Origin of the sequence: Sphingomonas phoenicis, from assembly GCF_047238005.1 — a bacterium.
Classification (GTDB): Bacteria; Pseudomonadota; Alphaproteobacteria; order Sphingomonadales; family Sphingomonadaceae; genus Sphingomonas.
Map to the genome: position 1 here is coordinate 765,972 of NZ_JBDFMC010000002.1, position 24,591 is coordinate 790,562.

A 24,591-nucleotide genomic window follows, 5' to 3' on the forward strand; every position below is an offset into this window, starting at 1 on the left:
GCGTTCCGACCAGAAAGGGATCGATCATGGCAAAAGGCAGCAACGTCCCGGCGACGATCCCTGCCCTTGGCGGGGAGCAGAGCCTCAACCGCTATTTGTCCGAGATACGCAAGTTTCCGCTGCTCCAGCCGGAGCAGGAATATATGCTCGCCAAGCGCTTCCAGGAGCATGGCGATACCGAGGCCGCGGCGCAGCTGGTGACGAGCCATCTGCGGCTCGTCGCCAAGATCGCCATGGGTTACCGCGGATACGGCCTGCCGACGTCCGAGCTGATCAGCGAGGGCAATATCGGCCTGATGCAGGGGGTGAAGAAGTTCGAGCCCGATCGCGGCTTCCGTCTGGCCACCTATGCGATGTGGTGGATCCGCGCGTCGATCCAGGAATATATCCTGCGGTCGTGGAGCCTGGTGAAGATGGGCACTACCGCAGCGCAGAAGAAGCTATTCTTCAACCTGCGGCGCATGAAATCGAAGCTCGACGCCTTCGAGGACGGCGATCTGCGTCCCGAGGACGTGACCAAGATCGCGACCGATCTGGGCGTGGCCGAGAGCGACGTCGTCAGCATGAACCGTCGCATGGCGATGGGCGGCGACACCTCGCTGAACGTGCCGATGCGCGAGGATGGCGAGGGGCAGTGGCAGGACTGGCTGCAGGACGACGCCCCCTTGCAGGACAAGGTGGTCGCCGACCAGCAGGAGGCCGACGTGCGTCACGGCATGCTGGTGTCGGCGATGGACGACCTGAACGACCGCGAGAAGCACATCCTGACCGAGCGCCGCCTGACCGACGATCCCAAGACGCTGGAGGAACTGAGCCAGGTCTATGGCGTCAGCCGCGAGCGCGTGCGCCAGATCGAGGTGCGGGCATTCGAGAAGCTGCAAAAGGCGATGATGCGGCTGGCCGGCGAGAAGCGGCTGCTGACGGCCGCCTGACGCGATGCCGGCCACCGTCGTCATCGGCGGCGGCGCGGCCGGCATCGCCGCTGCCCGGCGGCTGCACGATGCCGGTGAGGACGTTCTGCTCGTCGAGGCGCACTCCCGGCTAGGCGGACGGGCACGTTCGGTGGCGATCGGGTCGCCGGCGGCGATCGTGGATGTGGGATGCGGCTGGCTTCACTCGGCGGCCCGCAATCCCTGGACCGGGATCGCCGAAGCGCAAGGCATCGCCATCGATCGCTCGCCGCCCAGTTGGGACGTGCAGTGGCGCGATCTGGGCTACCCGCCGCGCGAGCAGCAGGTATTCGGCGCGGCGTGGGACCGGTGGGAAGCGTCGGCGCGAGCGGCGCTGGATGGGGCGGATCGCCCCCTTTCCGATTTCGTCGCCGCCGACGATCCTGGCCGGCCGCTGATCGATGCGATTTCCGGTTTCGTGAATGGTGCTCCGCTGGACGCGGTCTCGCTGCATGACTGGGCGGCGTATGAGGACGCGGCCGGCGAGGATAACTGGGCACTGCCGGGCGGGTACGGCACCCTGATCGTCAGCCATGCCGCCGGCTTGCCGATACGGCTGGACACACCCGTCACCCGGATCGACCGGCGCGATCGGCTGCTGCGACTGGACACACCGGCTGGCACGATCGAGGCAGGCCGCGCGATCGTCTGCGTGCCGACCACCGTGCTGGCGACCGAAGCGCTGGTGTTCGACCCTCCCCTGCCTGACAAGCACACCTCCGCCGCCGCGCTGCCGCTGGGGTTGGCGGACAAGGTGTTCCTGGCAGTGAACGGGCCCGAATGGCCCGCCGATGCGCACCTGATCGGCAACCCGCGATCGGCATGCACCGCGAGCCATCGCCTGTCGCCCTTCGGTCGGCCGATCATCGAAAGCTTCTTCGGCGGCCGCTGCGCCGAGCAGCTCGAGCGGGCAGATGCGGCCGCCTTCGCGATCGACGAACTGGTCGCGTTGCTCGGAAGCGGGTGGCGTCGTCGCCTCTCGCCGCTCGCCGTCACGCGCTGGCGGCAGGAACCGTGGATAGGCGGCAGCTACAGCCACGCGAGGGTCGGCCGGGCGAGCGAGCGAAACGCATTGGCTGCCCCGGTCGACGAGCGGCTGCACTTCGCCGGCGAGGCGTGCCACGCCAGTGACTTCTCCACCGCCCATGGCGCCTATGAGACGGGGATCGCGGCAGCGGACGCGGTTCTGGCGCTCCGCCCCGCTCCCTTGTAGGACGCAGGCGATGTTCATGCTCCGTTGGCTGTTGAAGGCCGCCCTGGTGTTCGTCGGCGTGTCGCTGCTCTGGGTCGGCATCTACCGGTTCGTGCCACCGCCGTTCACCTTCACGATGCTGGGCGACGTGATCGGCGGCCGCAGCGTCACCAAGGACTGGATGCCGCTGTCGACGATGGACCCCGACATGGCACGGGCCGCCATCGCGGGCGAGGACGCGCATTTCTGCCAGCATGGCGGGTTCGACATGGGCGCGATCGCGAATGCGGCATGGCGCAATGCGCAGGGCGGCCGCATTCGCGGCGGATCGACGATCAGCCAGCAGACGGCGAAGAACGCGTTCCTGTTCCAGGGTGGCGGCTATTTCCGCAAGGCTTTCGAGGCCTATTTCACCGTCCTGATCGAGGCGTTGTGGGGCAAGCGGCGGATCATGGAAGTGTATCTGAACATCGCCGAGACGGGGATCGGCACCTATGGCGCGAACGCCGGCGCGCTCCGTTATTTTGGACACGATGCGTCGCGGCTCTCGCCCACCGAGGCGGCGCGGATCGCGGCGGTGCTGCCGCTGCCCAAGAAGCGCGCGGCGATCGATCCGCGCGGGTTCGTGCGGCGGCATGGCAATGCGCTCGGCCGCTATGTCGGGGTGGTACGAAGGGCGGGGCTCGATTCGTGCGTGCGTTGACGCTGATGCTGGCGGCGATCGCCGCGCCGGTGGCGGGGCGGGTACCGGATGAGGCGGCGGTTCTGGCGGTACTGAACGAGGTGCGGCAGGACCCGCGCGGCTATGCGTCGTTCCTGCGCCGCGCGGCGGAGCGGTTCGACGGGTCGACCTATGCGGAGCAGGACGGCACCGAGCATGGCAGCTATGAGGGGCCGGAAACGGTCAGGGAGGCGGCGCGCGCACTGGACGATGGTCAGCCGGTGACGGGGCTGGCGATGGATCCGGTGCTGACCGCGGCGGCGCGGGACCATGTCGAGGCGCAGGGGCGCAGCGGGACGATCGGGCATGTCAGCAGCGCGGGCCGATCGCCCGGCGAGCGGGTGAGGCGGCGGGGCGGCGACATCTATGTCGTCGAGGCGGTGAGTTACGGCATGCGCACGCCCGAGGGGGTGGTTCGGCAGTGGATGGTGGACGACGGGGTGGCGGGGCGCGGGCATCGCAAGCTGCTGATGACCGGATTCTACCGCTATGCCGGCGTGTGGTGCGGGCCGCATGCGACGCGCGGCACGATGTGCGTCATCGACCTGGCGGCGACCCCGGGCGGGAAACCGGTGATCCCGACGGAGCGGTAGTGGCCGACCCGGCCACCGGAGGTGGCGGGCCGGCCGTACGCAACGCTACGCTTACTTGCCGTCGCCGGTGACGGCGTCTCCGACCTTGTCCGCGGCACCGCCGATGCTCTTGGCGGCGGAGGTGATCGCCGCATCCTTCTGGTTCTGCGCGCCCTGACGGCCGAACAGGTAGAAGCCGCCGATGACGACGGCGATCAGCAACACGACCGCGATCAGAATACCGCCGCCGCCGCCACGACGCTCGATGATCGTCGTCTGCGGATGACCGTCGGTGGTGGTGATGCGTTCTTCGACCATGACCTCACTCCCTTTCCTGTATGGAAGGCGCAACGCCATGCCCGAAGTATTTGTTCCTCAACCGAAACGGTGTCGCGGGATCAGAACGGCAGCTTGAACCCCGGCGGCAGCGGCAGGCCGCTGGTCATCTTCGACATCTCGGTGCCGGACACCGCATCCGCCTTCGCCCGCGCATCGTTGAAGGCGGCGGCGAGCAGATCCTCGAGCATCTGCTTTTCCGACGGCTGCATCAGCGAATCGTCGATCGCGATGCCGATGATGCGGCCCTTCGCCGACGCCTTCACCTTCACCAGGCCGCCGCCCGAGGCGCCCTCCACCTCGATCGTGTCGAGATTGGCCTGCGCCTTTTCCAGCTCGCTCTGAACATTGGCAGCCATGGCGAGGATTTCGTCGATGTTCTTCATGCGTTGCTCCGTTTGCCCGGCCAGTCCACGAGTTCGGTCCCGGGGAAAGCCTCTCGTGCGGCGCGTACCATGGGAGAGTCCCAGGCCGCGAGCCGCTTCGCCTCCTCCGCCTGATCGTCCCGCTCCTTGAGCGATGGCGCGCCGGGGACATCCTCGAAGGTAATGCGCCACACCGCCTTTGTCAGCGTCTTCAGCGCGCCGGCCAGTTCCGCGATCATGTCGGCGGTGAGCGGCCGGCTACCACTGAGCACCAGTTCCGGCGGATCGTAGCGGACGAGGCGGGCGCTGTGATGGAGACGCGCCGCCAGCGCCTGTTTCTGGTTGTTCTCCAGCAGCGTCACCAGCCCCTCGAAATCGGCGGGTATCAGGTCAACGGGAGCTGTCGGTGCGGGCACCGGCGCCGGAGTCGCCGCAGGCGCCGCTTGTGCCGGCGCCGGTGCGGTCGCGCCACCCTCTGCCAGTCGCCGCGCCAGATCGCCGGGATCGGGCAGTTGCGAGGCGTGGACGATGCGGAGCAGCGCCATCTCCGCCGCCTCGATCGGCAGGGCCGCGTGGGCGACCTCGTCATGGCCCTTCAGCACCAGCTGCCACAGGCGGTGGAGGACGGGGAACGACAGCCGGGCGGCCCATTCGATGCGCGCGGCACGCTCCTCGACCGGCTGGGCGGGGTCGTCCGCCGCCCCGACCTTGGTCAGGGTGATGCCGTGGACGGTCTCCAGCAGCGCGCGCAGCACCGCCACCGGATCGACGCCGTAATCATATTGGCGACGCAGCGAATCGAGGGCGGTCAGCGAATCGCCCGCCAGCAGCAAGGCGAAGAGGTCGCGCACCGCGCCGCGATCGGACAGGCCCAGCATCTGGCGCACCGCCGTCGCGGTGACGCCGCCCCCGTCGCCGGCGTCGAGCCCGGCATGGGCGATCGCCTGATCGAGGATCGACAGGCCGTCGCGGGCCGATCCCTCCGCCGCGCGTGCGATCAGCGCCAGTGCCTCCGGCTCGGCGGTCACGCCCTCCTTGCCGCAGACATCCGCGAAATGATCGGCGAGACGGTCGGCCGGGATGCGGCGCAGGTCGAAACGCTGGCAGCGCGACAGGACGGTGATCGGAACCTTGTTCACCTCGGTCGTGGCGAACAGGAACTTCACATGGGCGGGCGGCTCCTCCAGCGTCTTCAACAAGGCGTTGAAGGCGTTCTTGGACAGCATGTGGACCTCGTCCACGATGTAGATCTTGAAGCGGGCGGAGACCGCCGCATAGCGCGAGGCGTCGATGATCTCGCGCACGTCGTCGACGCCGGTGTGGCTGGCGGCGTCCATCTCGATCACGTCGATATGCCGTCCCTCGGCGATCGCGCGGCAAGGTTCGCAGACGCCGCACGGATCGATCGTCGGACCGCCCTGCCCGTCCGGACCGATGCAGTTCAGCGCCTTGGCGATCAGGCGCGCGGTGGATGTCTTGCCCACGCCGCGCACGCCGGTCATCAGAAAGGCATGGGCCAGCCGGTCGCGGGCGATGGCGTTGCCCAGCGTGCGGACCATCGGCTCCTGTCCGATCAGCTCGGCGAAGGTCTGCGGACGGTATTTGCGCGCGAGGACCCGGTACGCCTCCGCACCGGTGGAAGGCTGTGCCGCGGGTGGCGGCGCAAGGTCGAAACCGTCAGCCACCCCGTCAGCCACGGCCGCGAATGTTGAGGAAGTTGCGGGTTGCGGAGGGTCGAACGTTGAGGGTGTCAACATCCGGGATGGCGACGCACGCACGGTCAACGGGAATCGGGGCGGGCGGCGGATTGTGCATGGCGCGGTTATGCCGGATCGCGGGGGATTAGGACAGGGGTTTGGCGGGTGGGATGCGCCGTCTGGGTCGGTTGGACAGCGGCGGCTGGATGCTGTTGGGGTGAGCGGGGAGATGGTTGTGGGCGTTCCGCCCGCTTTGCGGCCGGCATGACATCCATCCGCGATGAAGTGCTTTCCACTTACGAGGAAGGCACCCGGCCGGAATGGCCCTCGTGATGGCGCGCAATGCGCCTCTTCGCCGTCATCCCACCTGGGCCCCGGCCTTCGTCGGGGCGGTGCTTGTGGGCGGCTCACCGCACGATGGCCCTTAGCCTTGCAGGGAACTCGGCGATGCGCTGTTTCGATTGTCGCCGTCTGGCGGTTGTGGTGGCGAGTGGGCCGCGGCGAAGCCGCGGCATGACGTCGAACGGTGCTAGGCACCGCCGGCCGCGCTTGGCAGCGTGTGCGGCAGTGCCGCATCTCGCTGCCTGCGCGGTGGGAGCCGGGACGACCCGTGGCGGAATCGTTGCGGCTGCTTCCTTCCGGACCTGACCGGGTTGGCGACGACCACGTCCGCCCGACTCCCGACAGCGCCTATGGCGGAGCCGGGCGGCGCGATCAAGCCGGCACGTCGCCTCCGGTCAGCGACGGACCTGGAAGCAGCGACGGACCGGGCCGTAATAGCTGCGCTCGACGCGACAGACGGTGCGGTAGCGGGCGCGGTAGCCGCCGTGCCAGCGCCGGCCGCGATCACCGCGCCAGCCGCGATCGTCGCGGTAGCCGCGGCGATGGTCGCGCCAGTCGCGGCGGGCGCCGCGCCAGCCATCCCCGTGGCCATAGCCATAGCCCGCATTGTACCCGTAGCGACCCTGCGCCTCGGCAGGGACGGCGGCGAAGGTAGCGGTGGCGAGCAAGCCGGCACCGATGGCAGCAATGATCTTCATGATCCTACTCCTGTACGCACCCGCACGAACCGGTGCGGGAAGGATGACGGAATAGTCATGGTCGCGTGCATCGGTGCTGAACCGGCGGTTGTGAAAACGTCAGCTTCGCAGACGATCGCCACCGTTGCCTCGAGGCCGTCAGGGAATGCGCACGCGCAGGCCGTCGAGCGCGTCGGTGAGGACGATCTGGCAGGACAGGCGGCTGGTGCGGGTGGCGCCGGGGGCGAGATCGAGCATGTCCTCCTCCTCCTCACGCGCGGCCGGCAGGCGGGGGAAATCAGCAGGATCGACGATGACGTGGCAGGTCGCGCAGGCGAGATCGCCATTGCACGTCCCCTCCAGCGGCTGGCCGTTGTCGCGGGCGAGGTCGAGCAGGCGCTGGCCCGGCCGCCCGGCCACCTCGATCGCCTGTCCGTCGGCGCCGGTGAAGCGGATACGGATCATGCCTGCGCCTCCGCCGCGGCGACGATGCGGTCGAGCGCCTCGGCCAGTTCCGCTCCGGTCGTGTAGCGGCCCCAGCCGAGGCGGATCGAAGACCGCGCCTCCGCCTCGGTCAGGCCGATCGCGCGCAGGACGTGGCTGGAGCGGCCCGACCCGCTGGCGCATGCGGAACCGGCGGAGAAGGCGATGTCGCGACAGTCGCTCATCAGGCGGGCGACATCGAGGCCGGGACGGCGGACGTTGAGGTTGCCGCGGTAGCGATGGTCGGTCGAGCCGTTGATCGTCCAGCCGGCGAGGCGTTCCGTGGCGATCGCCCACAGTCGATCGACATGGGCGGCATCGGCGTCCGCCCGTTCCGCCATCAGCTGCGCCGCGACGCCGAAACCAGCGCACAGGGCGGGCGAGAGCGTGCCGGAGCGCCCGCCCTCCTGATCGCCGCCGTGGAGCAGCGGCGCGAGCGTCACGCCGTCGCGGATCCACAACGCGCCGATACCCTTCGGGCCGTAGATCTTGTGGGCCGAGATCGCGACCAGATCGACCGACGGCGGGATGGGCACGCGGCCATAACCCTGCACGGCATCGCAGAGCAGCAGCGCGCCGGCCGCGTGGGCGGCATCCGCCAGCGCGGCGATCGGCTGGATCGTGCCGATCTCGTTGTTGACCAGCATCGCGGCGAGCAGCTGTCGGCCGATGCGCGGCGTGAACATCGCATCGACATGTTCCGGATCGGCGATGCCGCCAGCCCCGACGGGCAGGATGCCACGCGCGCCAGCCTCATGGGAATTCACCGTGTCGAGCACGGCGGCGTGCTCGACCGACAAGGCGACCACCGTGTCGGCGCGACTGCCCTTGATCGCCCAGTTCAGCGCCTCGGTCGCGCCGCTGGTGAAGACGACGCGGCCACCGGGCGGCAGCAGCGCCGCCACCCGTTCGCGGGCCAGCTCGACCGCCGCCTTCGCCATGCGGCCGGCGCGATGCGGCGAATGCGGGTTGCCATGCTGGTCGCGCAGCCAGGGCAGCATCGCCTCCAGCGCCTCCGGCGCCAGCGGGGTGGTCGCCTGGTAATCGAGATAGGTCATGCGGCGAAGCGGCCGGTGGCCCGCGCGACGACGCGCCAGGCGGCGACGAACGCCTCCACCTCCGCCATGGTCGTCGAGCGGCCGAAGCTGACGCGGATCACCTCTCGCCCGGCGGCCTCGCTCCAGCCGAGCGCGGCGAGGACGTGGCTGGGCTTCATGCTGCCGCTGGCGCAGGCGCTGCCCGCGGAGACGGCGAAGCCCGCCATGTCGAGGCGGATCAGCTGCACCGTCGCCGCCGTGCCGGGCAGGCGGTACGATCCGATCGCGGGATGGCGCGGGGCGGTGGCGGCGACGATCTCTCCGCCGGAGCGCAGGACCGCGTCGTCGAGCCGGGCGCGAAGCGGGATCAGGCGGGCGACATCCTCCGGCTCGTCGAGCGCGGCGGCATAGCCCAGGATCGCGGGCAGGTTTTCGGTGCCGGGACGATAGCCGCGCTCCTGCCCGCCGGTCGGCATCAGCAGGGCAAAATCGCGGATGAGCAGCGCGCCGGTCCCGGGCGGGCCGCCGCGCTTGTGCGCGGACAGCGCGACGAGATCGGCGTGGCGGCTCACCTCCGGGTCGTGGCCGGCGGGCAGCTGCGCGGCGTCGACGAGGAGGATGCCGCCGGCGGCGTGGACCAGATCGGCGATCGCGGCGACCGGCTGGCGAACGCCCGTCTCGCTGTTGCACCACTGGACGCAGACGAGCGGCCGGCCCTCACCCGCCGCCAGCCAGGCGGACAGCGCCGACAGGTCGAGTAAGCCGTCCGCCGCGACGGGCAGGACCGTGGCCGACGGTGCGGCGCGCAGCACGGCGTCGTGCTCGACGGCGGTGATCGCGATGCGGCCCGCATGCGTGCGGCCCAGCGCGATCGCCAGCGATTCGCTGGCGCCGCTGGTGAACAGCGCCTCGCCGTTCCAGCCCCAGAGCGCGGCGACCCGTGCGCGGGCCGCCTCCAGCGCCGCCTTCGCCGCGCGGCCCTCGGCATGGGGCGAGGAGGGGTTCGCCCAGTGCGGCGACGCAGCCGCCATCGCCGCGCGGGCGGACGGCAGGATCGCCGTGGTGGCGGCGTGGTCGAGATAGATGCGCGGGGGCTGGGACAAGGGTGTGGGTCGTTTCGATTGCGAAAAATGGCTTACCGCCTATATAGCGCGCGCTTTCCCGCGCTCCACCCGGAGCGCCGACCGATTGGCGAGTTCCATGCCCGAAGTCATCTTTCCCGGCCCCGAAGGCCGTCTGGAGGGGCGTTTCGCCCCCGCCCCCCGCCCTCGCGCGCCCGTCGCGATGATCCTGCATCCGCATCCGTCGGCCGGCGGGACAATGAACAACCGGATCGTGCAGGAGCTGTACAAGACCTTCCAGCGACGCGGCTTCGCGACGCTCAGGTTCAACTTCCGCGGCGTGGGCAAGAGCCAGGGCGTGTTCGACAACGGCATCGGCGAGCTGTCCGATGCGGCATCGGCGCTCGACTGGGTACAGAGCTTCCACCCCGAGGCATCGCAGACCTGGGTGGCGGGTTCGGGCTTCGGCGCGTGGATCGGGATGCAGCTGCTGATGCGGCGGCCCGAGATCCGCGGCTTCATCTCGATCGCGCCGCCGGCCAACATGTTCGACTTCACCTTCCTGGCCCCCTGCCCCTCGTCCGGGATCATCATCCAGGGCGAGAACGACGAGGTGGTGACGCCGGGATCGGTGCAGAAGCTGGTCGACAAGCTGCGCACGCAGAAGCACATCACGATCCACCACGACACCATCCCCAAGGCGAACCATTTCTTCGAGCACGAGATGCCCGAGCTGATGGGCTCGGTGGACCGGTATCTGGACATGCGGCTCGATCCGAACTCGCCGATCCGCTAGGCGCTGCGCCCGGCGGGGAGCGCCGTCGCCTACATCGTCCAGACCAGGACGTTGCCGACCAGCACCGCCGCCATCACCAGCATCAGGGCGCCCTTGAAACGCTGATCGCCCCGGCGGATCAGGGCGATGCCGCCGAAGGTGCAGGCGAACGCCGCCAGCATCGCGATCGCGGGGGCGGCCTGGCCGATGCCGGCCATCAGCGGCCCGCCAGCGCGCGGGCATAGGCCGCGAGGTCGACATTGCCGCCGGACAGCAGGATCAGCAGCCCCGGCACGACCTCGACCCGGCCGGCCAGCAACGCCGCGAGCGCCACTGCGCCGCCGGGCTCGACCACGATCCGGAACCGCTCCGCCGCCCAGGCCTGCGCGCGGGCGACCTCCTCCTCGGACACCACCAGCCCCTCCGCGCCGCGACGTGACAGGACGTCGAAGGTCAGCGGCGAGACCCGGGTCGCCTGCAGCGAGTCGCAGGCGGTGGGGGGCGGAGCGTCGCCGACCGGCTCGATCCACCCCGCCTCCAGGCTGCGGCGCATATCGTCCCAACCCTCCGGCTCGACGACGGTCATCCGGGCGTCGCGAAGCGCCAGCGCGAGACCGGCGGCCAGCCCGCCGCCGCCACACGGCGCCACCACATGCGCCGGCGCGGGCAGGCCGAGCGCGGCCATCTGCGCCGCTGCCTCGATCCCCGCCGACCCCTGCCCCTCGATGATCCAGGGATCGTCGAAGCTGGGCACCAGCGTACTGCCGCGCGCCTCGGCGAGGCGACCGGCGATCTGCTCGCGGCTCTGCGTGGCGCGGTCATAGTCGACGACCTCGGCGCCCATCGCCAGCGTCGCCTCGCGCTTCACCCGCGGCGCATCGACGGGCATGACGATCGTCGCCTGGATGCCGAGTCGCCTCGCCGCCCAGGCGACCCCTTGCGCATGGTTGCCGCTGGAGAAGGCGACGACGCCGCGGCGGCGCTGATCCTCGTCCAACGCGGTGAGCCGGTGCCAGGCGCCGCGCAGCTTGAACGAGCCGATCGGCTGGAGGCATTCGGCCTTGAACGCGATCGGAATGCCGCGGAAATCGGCGGTCAGCAAAGGGCTGGGCGGCAGCACCGCGGCGATCTTGGCGGCGGCGTCGCGCACCCCCGCCGCCGTCGGCTGTCGCAAAATCGTCACATCTGGTCCTTCAACGCAAACAGCCACTTTACATCCGGGTCCGGCGACCATAGATCGCGCCTCCGCTGCCCCATGGGACTTCCAACCGCAAGGCAGCTTTTCACCGTTCGGCGCAAGCCACTTGGAGGTCCCTTGAATTGCACAAGCACCATAGCGCGCTGGGGCTAGCCCCCCAATCGACAGCCCGTATTGTCGCGGGCCTCGACATCGCCAAGCGCAAGCCGGTCGATCCGGTGACGCTCGTCCGCCCGCACGCCGCTGCGCGCGCCGCCCGATTCTTCGTCGAGAAGTTTCCGGGCCGCTCGATGTATGCCGTGAAGGCGAACCCGTCGCCCGAGCTGCTGCGCGTCCTGTGGGACAATGGCATCACGCATTACGATACGGCATCGATCGCCGAGGTGCGCCTGGTGAAGGCGACCCTGCCGGCCGCGACCTGCTGCTTCATGCATCCGGTGAAGTCGGCGGAGGCGATCCGCGAGGCCTATGTCGTGCACGGCGTGCGCACCTTCTCGCTCGACAGCATGGAAGAGCTGGCGAAGATCGTCGACGCGACCGCCGGCGACGACGGCAGCGCCGCGACCGACCTGACGCTGTGCGTCCGCATGCGCGTGTCCTCCGAATACGCCAAGCTGAGCCTGGGATCGAAGTTCGGCGTCGGGCTGGACGAATCGAAGGAACTGCTGATCGCGACCCGCCAGGTGGCGGACGCGCTCGGCATCTGCTTCCACGTCGGCAGCCAGACCATGTCGCCGGACGCCTATGCCAACGCGATGGAGCGGGTGCGCACGGCGATCGTCGATGCCGGCGTCACCGTCGATGTGATCGATGTCGGCGGCGGCTTCCCCTCGGCCTATCCGGGCATGACCCCGCCGCCGCTGGAGCGCTTCTTCGAGACGATCCACCGTGCGTTCGAGAGCCTGCCGATCAGCTATTCGGCCGAACTGTGGGCCGAACCCGGCCGGGCACTGTGTGCCGAATATGCGTCGGTCGTGGTGCGCGTGGAGCGTCGCCGCGGGGCGGAGCTGTTCATCAACGACGGCGCGTACGGCACCTTGTTCGATGCGGCGCATATCGGCTGGAAGTATCCGGTCCAGCTGCTGCGCGAGCCCGATTCGAACGCCCGCGACATGGACTTCGCGTTCTGGGGCCCGACCTGCGACGATATCGATTATATGAAGGGCCCGTTCCCGCTGCCCGCGGACGTGCAGGCCGGCGATTATTTCGAGATCGGCATGCTGGGCGCGTACGGCACCGCGATGCGGACGCAGTTCAACGGGTTCGGCACCGGCGACACCGTGGTCGCAGGGGACGAGGCGATGCTGTCCGTCTACCTGGACGACCGGAACGTCGCACCGGCGCGGACGAGCAACGTCGTCAAGCTGTAACGACTGGCTTCTACTCCTTCTTCTCCCCTCCCGTTCGCGGGAGGGATCGGGGAAGGGCATGCCTCGCAGGGCTAGCCTTGCGGCACTCCCCTCCCCCAGCCCCTCCCGCACGCGGAAGGGGAGCTAGACAACGGGTTTCCGCGTCCCCTTGAATGACGACGGGTTCTGGATAGCCAAGGGCGAACCATGACCGACACGCTGACCAAGACCGCCGGCGCCAACGCGCCGATCAACGACACCCGCAAGGCCGAACTGCTGTCGAAGCAGGTCAAGCATATCGACATCAAGAGCTTCGACGCGCGCCCGATCGTCGATGCGATGGCGGACATGAGCTTCACCAGCCGCGACCTCGGCCGCGCGACCAACATCTACAACCAGATGCTGGCGGACAAGGATTGCTCGATCTTCCTCGTCATCGCCGGGTCGACCTCGGCCGGCGGCTGCATGGACCTGTATGCCGAGCTGGTGCGCAACAACATGGTCGACGGCATCGTCGCGACCGGCGCGACCATCGTCGACATGGATTTCTTCGAAGGGCTCGGCCACAAGCATTATCAGGCGCTGGAGATCCCGGACGACGACACGCTGCGCTCGCTGTACATCGACCGCATCTACGACACGTATATCGACGAGGAAGCGCTCCAGAACGTCGACCACACGATCTTCGAGATCGCCGAATCGCTGGAGCCGCGCGCCTATTCCAGCCGCGCCTTCATCCGCGAGATGGGCAAGTACCTGGTCGAGCACGGCAAGAAGGACAACAGCCTCGTCAAGCTCGCCTATGAGCATGACGTGCCGATCTTCTGCCCGGCATTCGTCGATTCGTCGGCCGGCTTCGGTCTGGTGAAGCATCAGGTCGATGCCGCCAAGGAAGGCCGTCCGTACCTGATGATCGACGCGGTCGCCGACTTCCGCGAGCTCACGCAGATCAAGATCGAGGCCGGCGTCACCGGCCTGCTGATGATCGGCGGCGGCGTGCCGAAGAACTTCATCCAGGACACCGTGGTCTGCGCCGAGATCCTGGGCCATGACGACGTGCAGGTTCACAAATATGCCGTGCAGATCACCGTCGCCGACGTGCGCGACGGCGCCTGTTCGTCCTCGACGCTGCAGGAGGCGGCGAGCTGGGGCAAGGTGAACACCGGCATCGAGCAGATGGTGTTCGCGGAAGCGGGTTCGGTCATGCCGCTGCTGGCGTCGGACGCCTATCATCGCGGCCTGTGGAAGGACCGCCCGGTCCATCGCTGGGGCAAGCTGTTCGACAAGTAAGGTCGGGTCCGTCGCCATCCGGCTGATGCCGGATGGCGGTGCCGGTCCCGTTTGCCGGCTGAAGGCCGGGTGACGGAAGCTAGGGGTTAGCGACGATCTCCGTCGCGGGCGGGTGCCCCAGAAACGCCGCCGGGCTCGCCGTCGCGCCATAGGCGCCGGCGAGGAAGATCGCGATAAGGTCTCCCGGCCCGGCGCGGGGCAGAGCGATCCGGTCACCCAACCGATCGAGCGGGGTGCAGAGCGGGCCGACGACGCTGACGGTATCGTCGGCCTGCTCGCCCATCCGGTGGGCGACGGCAACCGGGTAGTTGCGGCGGACGACGGTGCCGAAATTGCCCGAGGCGGCGAGCTGGTGGTTGAGGCCGCCGTCGACGACCAGGAAGGTCTCGCCGCCGCTCTCCTTTCGATCGATCACGCGCGCCAGGTAGACGCCCGCCTCCGCGACCAGCCAGCGGCCGAGTTCGATCGCGAACCGGCTGTCGGCGAGGATCGCCGGGCGGACGGCAAGCGCGTCGGCCAGCCGGGACCCGATCAGATCGACATCGACCGGGCGGTCGCCGGCGAAATAGGGAACGCCGAAGCCGCCGCCCAGATTGACGAGCGGCGGCGCCTGTCCGGCCGATTCGGCAAGCCGCCCGGCCAGCGCGAGCGTCGCCCCTTGCGTGTCGGCGATCGCCGCCGCGTCGAGCGCCTGACTGCCGGCATAGATGTGGAAGCCGCGCCAGTCGGCTCCCGCCGCGATCAGCCGGCGAACGAGTGCTGGCACCCGCACCGCATCGACGCCGAAGGGCGACGGGCGGCCGCCCATCTTCATCCCCGATCCCTTCAACTCGACGTCGGGATTTACCCGGACGGCGAGGCGCGGACGAAGGCCGAGCCGGGCGGCGATCGTCAAGGCACGATCCCCCTCCCCCTCCGATTCGATATTGAGGGTGGCGCCCGCCCGGATCGCGGCGGCGAGTTCCTCGTCGCGCTTGCCGGGGCCGGCGAAGCTGATCGCGGCCGCCGGCTTGACGGCCAGCGCCGTCGCCAGCTCGCCGCCCGACGCGACGTCGAGGCCGTCGATCATCGGTGCGATGGCGGCGAGCAGGCCGGGATGCGGATTGGCCTTGATCGCGTAATGAAGATCGATGCCGGGCAGCGCCGTGCGGAATCGGGCCACCTGCCCGGCGACGATCGCGGGATCGTAGACGAAGACGGGGGTCTGCGTCGCCCATGACGAGGCGGGCCGGCCGGCGACGACCAGCATGCCGTGCTGATCGGCGAAGGCGGCGGGGATCGGGCCGATCGGTTTCATCGCAACAGGTCGGCGCGGATGGCGGCGCGATCGAGCTTGCCATTGGCGTTGCGCGGCAACAGCGGGTGCCAGACATAGCGGGCGGGCTGCATGAAGCTGGGCAAGTCCGCCTTCAGCCGGCGGACCAGCGCCGGCTCGGCAGCGGGATCACCCCCGACGACCGCGACGATGACCTGGCCGAGCCGCTCGTCGGGCATGCCGATCGCGACCGCCTCCGTTGCCTCGTCGCCGGCGAGGATCGCTTCCTCGATCTCCTGCGGACTCAACCGGTTACCGGCTGTCTTTATCATCTCGTCATCACGGCCGACGAACCGCAGCAGCCCCCCGGCGTCCATAACGACGGTGTCGCCCGACCAGACCGCGGTACCGCCCGATGCGGCGAAGGACGGTGCGGGGCGGAAGCGCGCGGCGGTGCGCTGCGGATCGCGCCAATAGCCCCCGGCGACGAGCGGACCGGCATGGACGAGCTCGCCGGGCTCATCGGGCGCGGCGCGGCTCCCGTCGGGGCGGACGACCATCACCTCCGCGAACGGGATGGCGCGGCCGATCGAATCCGGGTGCGCGGCGACCAGTGCCGGTTCGAGATAGGTCGACCGGAACGCCTCGGTCAGGCCGTACATCGGATAGAGGTCGGCAGCGGGGAAGCGGCGGCGCAGCGCCTCGATCAGGCGCGGGGTCAGCGCACCGCCCGAGTTGGTCAGGCGGCGCAGGCGGTGCGCGACTTCTCCCCATTCCAGCTCGACCAACTGCGTCCATAGCGGCGGGACACCGGCAAGGGTGGTGGCGCCGACGCGCTCGACCGCCTTCACCACGTCTCGCGCGACCAGATAGTCCAGCGGCGAGACCGCCGCACCTGCCGCCCAGCTGGATAGAAGCTGGTTCTGGCCATAGTCGAACGACAGGGGCAGCACGGCCAGCACCCGGTCGGCGGGCTCGATGCGGAGATAATGGGCGACGGAGATGGCGCCGAGCCAGAGATTGGCATGGCTGAGCATCACCCCCTTCGGCCGGCCGGTGGAGCCGGACGTGTAGAGGATCGCGGCGAGTTCCTGCGGGTCGCGGCACGACGGCGACAGGCCGTCGCCGGTCAGGTCGACAGCCGCCTCGTCGACCAACGCGCATCCGGCCGGGCGGTCGGCATCGTCGAGCGTGGCGGCGCGGGCGGGCTGGGTGACGAACAGCGCGGCCGCGCTGTCGTGTAGGATGTGCGCGACCTGCGTGCGACGCAGCGCCGGATTGATCGGGACGTGGATCAGCCCCGCCCGCGCGGCGGCCAGCGGCATGATGCAGGCGAGCCGCGTCTTGGGCAGCCAGGTGGCGACCCGGTCGCCGGGTGCGAGCCCCTGCCCGACGAGCCATGCCGCGGCGGCGGCGGTCGCCGCCTCCAGCGCGGCATAGCTCATCGTGCCGGCGCGATCGATCAGCGCCGGCGCGGCAGGATCGCCGCGGAGCGACAGGCGATCGATCGTGCACGGCCGGGGATCGAGCGGGATCATGACGCCGCCATAGCAGGGCCGTTGCCGTTTTCATCCCCGGACGGTAACGCGGCGCGTCCTGCCCGCCGGCAGGCGGCGAACGGGGGATGGCATTGGATCTGCAAAGCCGTGGCGAGATCGAGGATCGCGTGCGCGCGGTGCTGGCCGATGTGCTGGGACTGGCACCGGAACGGGTCGCTGCCTTCCAGGCGGACACGCCGCTGTTCGGCGCGCTTCCCGAACTCGATTCGATGGCGGTCGCGGGCGTGCTGACCGAACTGGAGGACCAGCTGGGGATCGTGATCGATGACGACGAGGTCGACGGCGACATGCTGGAAACCTTCGGCGCGCTTGCCGGCTTCGCGGCCGGCAAGCTGAAGGCCTGACGCTCCCCTACTCCGCCGCCTCGCGCATCTCCTCGAACTCCATCGCCGCCAGAAAGCGTTCGGCGTCCAGCGCGGCCATGCAGCCGGTGCCGGCGGCGGTGACGGCCTGGCGATAGATCTTGTCGGCGACATCGCCGCAGGCGAACACGCCGGGCACCGAGGTGCGGGTCGACCCGGTTTCGACCGCGATATAGCCATCGTCGTCGAGGTCGAGATGACCGCGGAACAGCTCGGTCGCCGGATGGTGGCCGATCGCGACGAAACCGCCGTCGACGTCCAGCCGGCTATGCTCGCCGGTCGCCGTATCCTCCAGATCGAGCGCGACGAGGCCGGCGGTGCCGCCGCCGTCGACGAAGCTGCGAACCTCCTTGTTCCACAGCACCTTGATCCCCGGATGGGCGTGCAGCCGCTCCTGCAGGATACGCTCTGCCCGCAGGGTGTCGCGGCGATGGATCAGGGTGACGTCGGGCGAGTGGTTGGTCAGGTACAGCGCCTCCTCGACCGCGGTGTTGCCGCCGCCGATCACCGCGACCTTCTTGCCGCGATAGAAGAAGCCGTCGCAGGTGGCGCAGGCGCTGACGCCCTTGCCCTTCATCGCCTCCTCACTCTCCAGCCCCAGCCACTTGGCCTGGGCGCCGGTGGCGATCACCAGCACCTCGCCCTCGTACACGTCGCCGCCGTCGCCGATCAGGCGGAAGGGCCTGCGGGTCAGGTCGACCTCGACGATCGTGTCCCACATCAGGGTGGTGCCGACATGCTCCGCCTGCTTCTGCATCTGCTCCATCAGCCAGGGGCCCTGGATGACATCGGCGAAGCCGGGATAGTTCTCGACGTCGGTGGTCGTGGTCAGCTGGCCGCCCGGCTGGATGCCCTGCACCACGATCGGCTTCATGCCCGCGCGCGCGCCGTAGATGGCCGCGGACAGCCCGGCGGGACCGGAGCCGAGGATGAGCATGCGGGTCGAATGGGTAGCCATGGAATTATCCTGTGCGAATCTTTCCCTCATCTAGGCGCGACGGACGCAGAATTGAACCTGATCCGTGCCGATTGGGCGGCACCGGTCGCGCTCCGCTTCGTTGAGCGTGCGAGTGGAGAGCATGATGCGCGACGAAGAGACGGGCGAAGAGATCGTCATCAAGGAATATACCGGGCCGGCGGGCGGCTGGGGGTCGATGAAGGGCATGGTGCAGATCGTGCCCGGCGAGCATCCCGGACCGGAGATGCTCGACACGCTGCGCCGGCAGAACAAGCCGGAGGGTTTCATGTGCGTATCGTGCGCATGGGGAAAGCCGGCGAAGCCGCACGTCGCGGAATTCTGCGAGAACGGCGCCAAGGCGACGGCGTGGGAGCTGTCGAGCAAGCGGGTGACCCCCGCCTTTTTCGAGCGGTACACGGTCAGCGAACTGGCCGGATGGCTTGACCACGATCTGGAGCAGGCAGGCCGCCTGACCCAGCCGATGCGGTACGACGCCGGCACCGACAAATATGTCGCGGCAAGCTGGCAGGAGGCGTTCGATTCGATCGGAACGACGCTGAAGGCATGCGATCCGACGAAGGTGGTGCTGTATGCGTCGGGCCGCGCCAGCCTGGAAACATCGTTCATGTACGGGCTGTTCGCGCGAATGTGGGGGCAGCAGAACCTGCCCGATTCGTCCAACATGTGCCATGAGACGACCTCTGTCGGATTGAAGAACGCGATCGGATCCCCGGTCGCGACGATCCAGATGGAGGATTACGAGAAGTGCGACGCGATCTTCTGCTTCGGGCAGAATGTCGGCACCAACAGCCCGCGGATGCTCCACACGCTGAAGGATTGCCGCGACCGCGGCGTGGAGATCGTGACGTTCAACCCGCTGCGCGAACGCGGGTGGGAGAGCTTCGCCGATCCGCAGAACCCGTTGCAGATGAGCAAGGTGCAGAAGCCGACCATCATCTCCACCCAGTATCATCAGGTGCGTGCCGGCGGCGACATCTCCGCACTGCTCGGCATGTGCAAGCTGGTGATCGAGGCGGACGACCGGGCGCTGGCAGAGGGCGGCGAGCGGGTACTGGACCATCACTTCATCGGCCAGCACACGACGCGCTTCGACGACTTCGCGACGTTCTGCCGCAATGCCGACTGGGACCGGATCGTTCACGAGAGCGGGCTGAGCCGAAGCGCGATCGAGGGCGCGACCAAGGTCTATATGCGGTCGAAGGCGGTGATCGTCGTGTACGGCATGGGCATCACCCAGCACCGGTACGGGATGGACAGCCTGTACATGCTGGTCAACTTCCTGTTGCTGCGCGGCAATATCGGGCGCGAGGGCGCAGGGCCGGGGCCGGTACGCGGGCATAGCAACGTGCAGGGACAGCGCACGGTCGGCATCACCGAGAAGACCGAACTGGCGCCGGTCGAGCGTCTGAAGGAACTGTTCCAGTTCGCGCCGCCGACCGAGAAGGGCTGGGACACGGTGGAAAGCTGCCGCGCGATCATCAGCGGCGAGTGCCAGGGGTTCGTGCAGCTGGGCGGCAATTTCCTGCGCGCGACGCCCGAGCATGCGGCGATGAAGGAGGCGTGGGCCAGGCTGCCGATCGGCGTCCACATCGCCACCAAGCTGAACAAGAGCCACCTGTATCCGGGGAAGGAAAGCTGGATCCTCCCCTGCCTGGGACGTTCCGAGCGGGACATGCAGGCGACCGGCCCGCAGACGGTGTCGATGGAAGACTCGTTCAGCCACATCTATGGGTCGGTCGGCAAGGCGACGCCGGCGGCCGACACGCTGCTGTCCGAACCGGCGATCGTCGCGGGGATCGCCAAGGCGGTGCTCGCGCCCAATCCGAATGTGCCATGGGACGACTGGGTCGGCGATTACGGGCTGGTGCGGACGGCGATCGAGAATTGCTATCCGGACAAGTTCGCGAACTTCAACGATCGCCTGTTCGAGCCGGGCGGGTTCTGGAAGGGCAACCCCGCATCGCATCGCCAGTGGGAGACGGAGAGCGGCAAGGCCGAGTTCAACGTGCCCCGCGCGCTGAATGCCAGCGGCTTTGCGGAAAAGGAGGGGCGATTCCGGCTCGTCACCCTGCGCTCCAACGATCAGTTCAACACCACCATCTACGGGTACGACGATCGGTTCCGCGGTATCCGGGGAACGCGCATGGTGGTGATGATGAACCGTGCCGATATCCTGAAGCTGGGCCTGAACGACGGCGACAAGATCGCGCTGGAAAGCGACGCGGAGGATGGCGTCGAGCGGGTCGTCGAGGGATTGCGGGTCGTGGAGTACAACATCCCCGAGGGATGCCTGGGCGGCTACTACCCCGAACTCAACTACCTCATTCCGCTGGAGCATCACGCACTCGAGAGCCATGTGCCGGCAGGAAAGTCGGTGCCGGTCAGGGTGAGGCGATGACCGGGCTGCTGGGTGCGGTGCTGGCGGGTGGCCGGTCCAGCCGGTTCGGGTCGGACAAGGCGGCGGCCCTGCTGGATGGACGAACCCTCCTCGCCCATGCGCGGCAGGCGCTGGCGGGGCATGTCGACGATGTCGTGGTGATCGGCGGAGCAGACGGCATCGCCGATCTGCCGCGCCCGGGACTGGGGCCGCTGGGCGGCATCGCGGCGGCACTGGATCACGGCGCGACCCACGGCCATCGCTGCGTCCTGACGATCGGATGCGACATGCCGGTGCTGCCCGACGAACTGGTACAGGCGCTGCTGCGGCGAGCGCCGGCCTTCTGTGCGGAGGCGCCGATCCTCGGTTTGTGGCCGGCGGCGCTGGGCGCTCAGCTGCTGTCCTATCTGGAGGTCGCACCGGAGCGGTCGGTGAAGGGCTGGGCGCGCAGCGTCGGCGCGCTGCCGATCGCCTCTCCGGTATCGATCCCCAACGTCAACACGCCGGCGGATCTCGCCGTCCTGACCGGTACGATGCTCGTCGCCTCGTGATCGGCCGCGACGAGGCCGTCGTCGTCTTGACGCGCGACGGCGCCGTACCCGGCGAGCGGACGATCGCGATCGAGGTACCGGTCGCGATCGAGGTGGACGGCATCGGCTATGCGGTGATGATGATGACGCCGGCCGACCTGGAGGCGTTCGCGACCGGATTCATGCTGACCGAGCGGCTGGCGGATTCGGTCGACGATATCGTCGATATCGATGCCTTCGCGGCGGAGAGCGGGTGGATCGTGCGGGTAGCGCTGGCGGCGCGATGCCGCGATCGCATCCAGGATCGGGTGCGGCACCGGACCAGCGACACCGGCTGTGGATTGTGCGGGATCGCGAGCCTGGAGCAATTGCACAAGCCTGTCGCCGCAGTGCCACCGCGGCCGGAGGTCGATGCGACGGCGCTGTTCCGGGCACTTGGCAGCCTGCGCGATCATCAGCCGCTGAACCGGGCGACCGGCGCGGTACACGCCGCCGCCGCCTGCGACCGCGACGGACGGATCGTGGCGGCATGCGAGGATGTCGGACGCCACAATGCACTCGACAAGCTGGTGGGACGACTGGCGCTGGATCGGCAGGAGACCGGGTTCGTGCTGGTCACGTCGCGGATCAGTTTCGAGATGGTGGACAAGGCGCTGGTGTTGGGCACGCCATTGATCGCAAGTGTGTCCGCGCCGACCAGCATGGCGATCGATCATGCCCGGGCACACGGCCTGACGCTGATCGCGCTGGCCCGCGCCGACGCGATGCTGGTGCTGAATGATCCGTGGAACGCCTTCGGGCTGGTAGCGAAGGAGGGACTTGAACCCCCGACCCCAGGATTATGATTCCCGTGCTCTAACCAGCTGAGCTACTTCGCCTCAGCCCGAAGGAGCGGCGCCTATAGGCAGCGACGCCGGACCGGTCAAGCGAACATGTGGCGAGACAGCGGCTCCCACGGGCCACCGCGATACCACCATGTCGCCAGCCCGGCGAGTTCGACCGGGCGAGGACGGAAATCCTTCGCTAGCCCTTCCATCAGCAGGCGCGCGACAGAGGGCTGGACCTTGTTCTGGATCGTCACGTGCGGGCGCCAGCCGCCGGCATCCTGCGGCGTCAGGAGCGGGGCGAAGGCGTCCGCCAGCGCGTGGCGGATGGTCGCCAGGCCGGGAGCGTCGATCCGGTACGCGACGCCGCGACCGAGCGACATCAGCCCGGCGATACGCGCATCGGGCGCACGGATACCGCGCGTCTCCTGGTTCAGGCGGTGCTTCAGTTCGTCGGCGCAGGACGGCGGCAGATGATGGAAGAGCGTGCAGTGCGCCGCCAGCACGTTGCGTTCCGGCGGAAAGTGCCGGGCGCGCTGCGCATCGAACCATCCCTGGTCACCGCGACCGAACAGCGCCGTGACGATGATCGGCGCCGGAACGATCGGGTCGCCGCTCAAATCTCCACCTGGCTGCCGAGCTCGACGACGCGGTTGGATGGCAGGCGGAAGAATTCCATCGCGCTTTCGGCGTTGCGCAGCATCCAGGCGAACAGCTTCTCGCGCCATAGCGCCATGCCCGGCCGGTCGGACGCGATCAGCGTCTGGCGCGAGAGGAAGAAGCTGGTGTCCATCATCTTGTATTCGGGGCCGCCGCCCGCGGCGTGCTTCAGCGCGGCGGGCACGTTCGCCTCCTCCATGAAACCGAACCGCAGGACGACGCGGTAGAAGCCGTGGCCCAGATCCTCGCGCTTCACGCGCTGGTCCTCGGGCCAATAGGGCTGGTCGGCGATCGCCACGGTCAGCAGGACGATGCGGTCGTGCAGTACCTTGTTGTGCTTCAGGTTGTGGAGAAGCGCGTGGGGTATGCCCTCTGCGGTGGAGGTCATGAACACCGCGGTGCCGGGAACGCGGCTGGCCGAGGTGGCGGCGCTGGCGATGAAGACCTTGATCGGCATCGCCGCCTCGCGCAGCCGCTCGATCATCAGCTGTCGGCCCTTCGACCAGGTGGTCAGGACCGTGAAGACGACCGCGCCGACCAGCAGCGGGAACCAGCCGCCATCGGGCACCTTGGTGATGTTCGACGAGAAATAGGCGCCGTCGATGAACAGGAACAGCCCCTCGAACAGGCCGACCGCCCAGAACGGCCACTGCCACACCCGGCGGATCAGGACGCCGACCAGCAGCGTGCTGATGAACATCGTGCCGGTGACCGCGATGCCATAGGCCGCCGCCAGGTTCGATGACTGCTTGAAGCCGAAGATCAGCAGCAGCACCATCACCATCAGCGCCCAGTTGACGACGGGGATGTAGATCTGCCCGGCCTCTGCGGCACTGGTATGTTCGATGCGCAGGCGCGGCATCAGGCCGAGCTGGACCGCCTGCTGCACCACGCTGAACGCGCCGGTGATGACGGCCTGGCTGGCGATCACCGTCGCCATGGTCGACAGGATGACGAGCGGCAGGCGCCAGTCCTCCGACGCCATCAGGAAGAAGGGATTCTCCGCCGCGCCAGGCTGGTCGAGGAGCAGGGCCCCCTGCCCCAGATAATTGATCATCAGGGCGGGGAAGACGAGGTACAGCCACGCCACCTCGATCGGGCGGCGGCCGAAATGGCCCATGTCGGCGTAGAGCGCCTCCGCACCGGTCACCGCGAGCACGACCGAGCCGAGCGCCAGGAACGCGAGCATGCCGTCATCGGCGACGAAGCGGAACGCCCAGCGCGGATCGATCGCGGCGATGATCTCCGGCCGGCCGGCGATGTTGATGACGCCCAGCACCGTCAGGACGATGAAATAGACCAGCATGATCGGGCCGAACAGCTTGCCGATCCCGCCGGTGCCGCGCGACTGGATGTAGAACAGCGCGACCAGGATGACGACTGCGATGGGGATGACGAAGGTGCTGAAGCTCTGCTCCACCGTCGCCAGCCCCTCGACCGCGGACAGGACCGAGACGGCGGGCGTGATCATGCAGTCGCCGAAGAACAGCGCGGTGGCGAGAACGCCGAGGATGACGAGGCTGGCGCTCCACCGCCCCTTCGCGCCGCCGGTCCGCCGCTGGATCAGCGCCAGCAGAGCCAGGCTGCCGCCCTCTCCGTTATTGTCGGCGCGCAGCACCAGCAGCACGTATTTGACCGTGACGATCAGCAGCAGCGACCAGAAGATCAGGCTGACGACGCCGAAGATGTGGAGCTGATCGACCGCCAGCGGATGGTGGCCGACGAAGACCTCCTTCATCGCATAGAGCGGGCTGGTGCCGATATCGCCATAGACGACACCGATCGCACCCAGTGCCAGCCGGGCCAGTCCCTGCCTGGGATGGTGGTGATACGTCGTCGCGTCCGGCGCCGGCGTGTCGGGCAGGATTGCCGCCCGTTCCGTGCTCACGACCACGCGATCTCAGCACGATAGGGGCGCAGTCGCCCACTCACGCCCTTGTCCATCATTTCGGGGCCCGTACACCCGCTGATGAGCGCACGCAACGGGACTTGAAGAGCGG

Annotated in this window: 25 protein-coding genes, 1 tRNA gene and 1 other RNA gene; 11 read left to right on the plus strand and 16 right to left on the minus strand. The window is 68.7% G+C overall.

Translation table 11 applies throughout. The annotated features are described in order from the left end of the window. Positions 1-26: 26 nt before the first annotated feature. The 4 genes from rpoH to ABC319_RS04755 are packed head-to-tail and all read left to right on the plus strand — an operon-like array spanning position 27 to position 3,456. Positions 27-932: an RNA polymerase sigma factor RpoH gene (rpoH, locus tag ABC319_RS04740; protein WP_413069124.1), complete on the plus strand. Its 906-nt coding sequence runs from the start codon at positions 27-29 to the stop codon at positions 930-932. 4 nt (positions 933-936) lie between these two features. After that, entirely contained in the window at positions 937-2,163 is a 1,227-nt protein-coding gene (locus tag ABC319_RS04745) for a flavin monoamine oxidase family protein (protein WP_413069125.1), read from the plus strand. A gap of 10 nt (positions 2,164-2,173) precedes the next feature. Next, a complete protein-coding gene (mtgA, locus tag ABC319_RS04750; RefSeq protein ID WP_413069126.1) occupies positions 2,174-2,845 on the plus strand; it encodes a monofunctional biosynthetic peptidoglycan transglycosylase in 672 nt (223 codons plus the stop codon). Next, positions 2,833-3,456 (plus strand): CAP domain-containing protein, encoded by a 624-nt coding sequence (locus ABC319_RS04755; protein WP_413069127.1) that lies wholly within the window; start codon positions 2,833-2,835, stop codon positions 3,454-3,456. The genes mtgA and ABC319_RS04755 overlap by 13 nt, the downstream gene beginning before the upstream one ends. Before the next feature lie 51 nt (positions 3,457-3,507). Here the strand turns inward: ABC319_RS04755 and ABC319_RS04760 are convergent, their stop codons facing one another. The 8 genes from ABC319_RS04760 to ABC319_RS04795 all read right to left on the minus strand — a co-directional run bounded on the left by ABC319_RS04760 (position 3,508) and on the right by ABC319_RS04795 (position 9,475). Further along, complete coding sequence (locus tag ABC319_RS04760; RefSeq protein ID WP_413069128.1) at positions 3,508-3,753, minus strand: hypothetical protein; 246 nt, start codon at positions 3,751-3,753, stop codon at positions 3,508-3,510. 80 nt (positions 3,754-3,833) lie between these two features. Then, on the minus strand, positions 3,834-4,157 hold the full coding sequence (locus ABC319_RS04765; RefSeq protein WP_413069129.1) for a YbaB/EbfC family nucleoid-associated protein: 324 nt from the start codon (positions 4,155-4,157) through the stop codon (positions 3,834-3,836). After that, positions 4,154-5,821, minus strand: coding sequence for a DNA polymerase III subunit gamma/tau (locus tag ABC319_RS04770; protein ID WP_413069130.1), 1,668 nt, complete (start codon positions 5,819-5,821; stop codon positions 4,154-4,156). Before ABC319_RS04770 ends, ABC319_RS04765 begins: the two co-directional genes overlap by 4 nt. A 600-nt stretch (positions 5,822-6,421) precedes the next feature. Continuing rightward, positions 6,422-6,517, minus strand: an RNA gene (gene ffs, locus ABC319_RS04775) — signal recognition particle sRNA small type. A gap of 53 nt (positions 6,518-6,570) precedes the next feature. Continuing rightward, the gene (locus ABC319_RS04780) at positions 6,571-6,873 is read right to left on the minus strand and encodes a hypothetical protein (RefSeq protein ID WP_413069131.1); all 303 of its coding nucleotides are present in this window, start codon (positions 6,871-6,873) and stop codon (positions 6,571-6,573) included. Positions 6,874-7,011: 138 nt separating this feature from the next. Then, complete coding sequence (locus ABC319_RS04785) at positions 7,012-7,317, minus strand: 2Fe-2S iron-sulfur cluster-binding protein (protein WP_413069132.1); 306 nt, start codon at positions 7,315-7,317, stop codon at positions 7,012-7,014. Then, positions 7,314-8,393, minus strand: coding sequence for a cysteine desulfurase family protein (locus ABC319_RS04790; protein ID WP_413069133.1), 1,080 nt, complete (start codon positions 8,391-8,393; stop codon positions 7,314-7,316). Before ABC319_RS04790 ends, ABC319_RS04785 begins: the two co-directional genes overlap by 4 nt. Continuing rightward, complete coding sequence (locus ABC319_RS04795) at positions 8,390-9,475, minus strand: cysteine desulfurase family protein (RefSeq protein WP_413069134.1); 1,086 nt, start codon at positions 9,473-9,475, stop codon at positions 8,390-8,392. The genes ABC319_RS04790 and ABC319_RS04795 overlap by 4 nt, the downstream gene beginning before the upstream one ends. A 97-nt stretch (positions 9,476-9,572) precedes the next feature. Between ABC319_RS04795 and ABC319_RS04800 the strand changes: the two genes are divergently transcribed. Then, on the plus strand, positions 9,573-10,229 hold the full coding sequence (locus tag ABC319_RS04800) for an alpha/beta hydrolase (RefSeq protein ID WP_413069135.1): 657 nt from the start codon (positions 9,573-9,575) through the stop codon (positions 10,227-10,229). Between the two features lie 29 nt (positions 10,230-10,258). On the opposite strand, the gene ABC319_RS04805 is transcribed toward ABC319_RS04800, so the two are convergent. Beyond that, positions 10,259-10,426 carry a hypothetical protein gene (locus ABC319_RS04805; RefSeq protein WP_413069136.1) on the minus strand — a complete coding sequence of 56 codons (168 nt, stop codon included), beginning with the start codon at positions 10,424-10,426 and terminating at the stop codon, positions 10,259-10,261. Beyond that, entirely contained in the window at positions 10,426-11,391 is a 966-nt protein-coding gene (locus ABC319_RS04810; protein ID WP_413069137.1) for a threonine ammonia-lyase, read from the minus strand. Before ABC319_RS04810 ends, ABC319_RS04805 begins: the two co-directional genes overlap by 1 nt. A gap of 137 nt (positions 11,392-11,528) precedes the next feature. On the opposite strand from ABC319_RS04810, the gene ABC319_RS04815 reads away from it, so the two are divergent. Next, on the plus strand, positions 11,529-12,776 hold the full coding sequence (locus ABC319_RS04815; protein ID WP_413069138.1) for a type III PLP-dependent enzyme domain-containing protein: 1,248 nt from the start codon (positions 11,529-11,531) through the stop codon (positions 12,774-12,776). A 186-nt stretch (positions 12,777-12,962) separates the two neighbouring features. Continuing rightward, a complete protein-coding gene (locus tag ABC319_RS04820; protein ID WP_163958260.1) occupies positions 12,963-14,045 on the plus strand; it encodes a 1,9-bis(guanidino)-5-aza-nonane synthase in 1,083 nt (360 codons plus the stop codon). Between the two features lie 79 nt (positions 14,046-14,124). On the opposite strand, the gene ABC319_RS04825 is transcribed toward ABC319_RS04820, so the two are convergent. Then, positions 14,125-15,342, minus strand: coding sequence for a pyridoxal-dependent decarboxylase, exosortase A system-associated (locus ABC319_RS04825; RefSeq protein ID WP_413069139.1), 1,218 nt, complete (start codon positions 15,340-15,342; stop codon positions 14,125-14,127). Further along, positions 15,339-16,838 carry an acyl-CoA ligase (AMP-forming), exosortase A system-associated gene (locus ABC319_RS04830; RefSeq protein ID WP_413069140.1) on the minus strand — a complete coding sequence of 500 codons (1,500 nt, stop codon included), beginning with the start codon at positions 16,836-16,838 and terminating at the stop codon, positions 15,339-15,341. The genes ABC319_RS04825 and ABC319_RS04830 overlap by 4 nt, the downstream gene beginning before the upstream one ends. An 86-nt stretch (positions 16,839-16,924) precedes the next feature. Here ABC319_RS04830 and ABC319_RS04835 point away from each other — a divergent pair, with 86 nt between their 5' ends. Next, entirely contained in the window at positions 16,925-17,203 is a 279-nt protein-coding gene (locus ABC319_RS04835; protein WP_413069141.1) for an acyl carrier protein, read from the plus strand. Between the two features lie 7 nt (positions 17,204-17,210). Here the strand turns inward: ABC319_RS04835 and trxB are convergent, their stop codons facing one another. Next, positions 17,211-18,179 carry a thioredoxin-disulfide reductase gene (gene trxB / locus ABC319_RS04840; protein WP_413069142.1) on the minus strand — a complete coding sequence of 323 codons (969 nt, stop codon included), beginning with the start codon at positions 18,177-18,179 and terminating at the stop codon, positions 17,211-17,213. A gap of 124 nt (positions 18,180-18,303) precedes the next feature. On the opposite strand from trxB, the gene ABC319_RS04845 reads away from it, so the two are divergent. The 3 genes from ABC319_RS04845 (at position 18,304) to fdhD (ending at position 21,952) form a co-directional block, all read left to right on the plus strand. Next, positions 18,304-20,598, plus strand: a complete 2,295-nt coding sequence (locus ABC319_RS04845) for an FdhF/YdeP family oxidoreductase (RefSeq protein ID WP_413071615.1) — start codon at positions 18,304-18,306, stop codon at positions 20,596-20,598. Beyond that, complete coding sequence (gene mobA / locus ABC319_RS04850; protein ID WP_413069143.1) at positions 20,595-21,128, plus strand: molybdenum cofactor guanylyltransferase; 534 nt, start codon at positions 20,595-20,597, stop codon at positions 21,126-21,128. Before ABC319_RS04845 ends, mobA begins: the two co-directional genes overlap by 4 nt. Before the next feature lie 116 nt (positions 21,129-21,244). After that, entirely contained in the window at positions 21,245-21,952 is a 708-nt protein-coding gene (fdhD, locus tag ABC319_RS04855) for a formate dehydrogenase accessory sulfurtransferase FdhD (RefSeq protein ID WP_413071616.1), read from the plus strand. Here the strand turns inward: fdhD and ABC319_RS04860 are convergent. The 3 genes from ABC319_RS04860 to ABC319_RS04870 form a co-directional block, all read right to left on the minus strand. Then, positions 21,909-21,985: transfer RNA gene (locus ABC319_RS04860), tRNA-Met, on the minus strand. The genes fdhD and ABC319_RS04860 overlap by 44 nt on opposite strands. 44 nt (positions 21,986-22,029) lie before the next feature. Beyond that, positions 22,030-22,551 (minus strand): 2'-5' RNA ligase family protein, encoded by a 522-nt coding sequence (locus tag ABC319_RS04865; protein ID WP_413069144.1) that lies wholly within the window; start codon positions 22,549-22,551, stop codon positions 22,030-22,032. After that, on the minus strand, positions 22,548-24,479 hold the full coding sequence (locus tag ABC319_RS04870) for a potassium transporter Kup (protein ID WP_413069145.1): 1,932 nt from the start codon (positions 24,477-24,479) through the stop codon (positions 22,548-22,550). The genes ABC319_RS04865 and ABC319_RS04870 overlap by 4 nt, the downstream gene beginning before the upstream one ends. Positions 24,480-24,591: the final 112 nt, after the last annotated feature.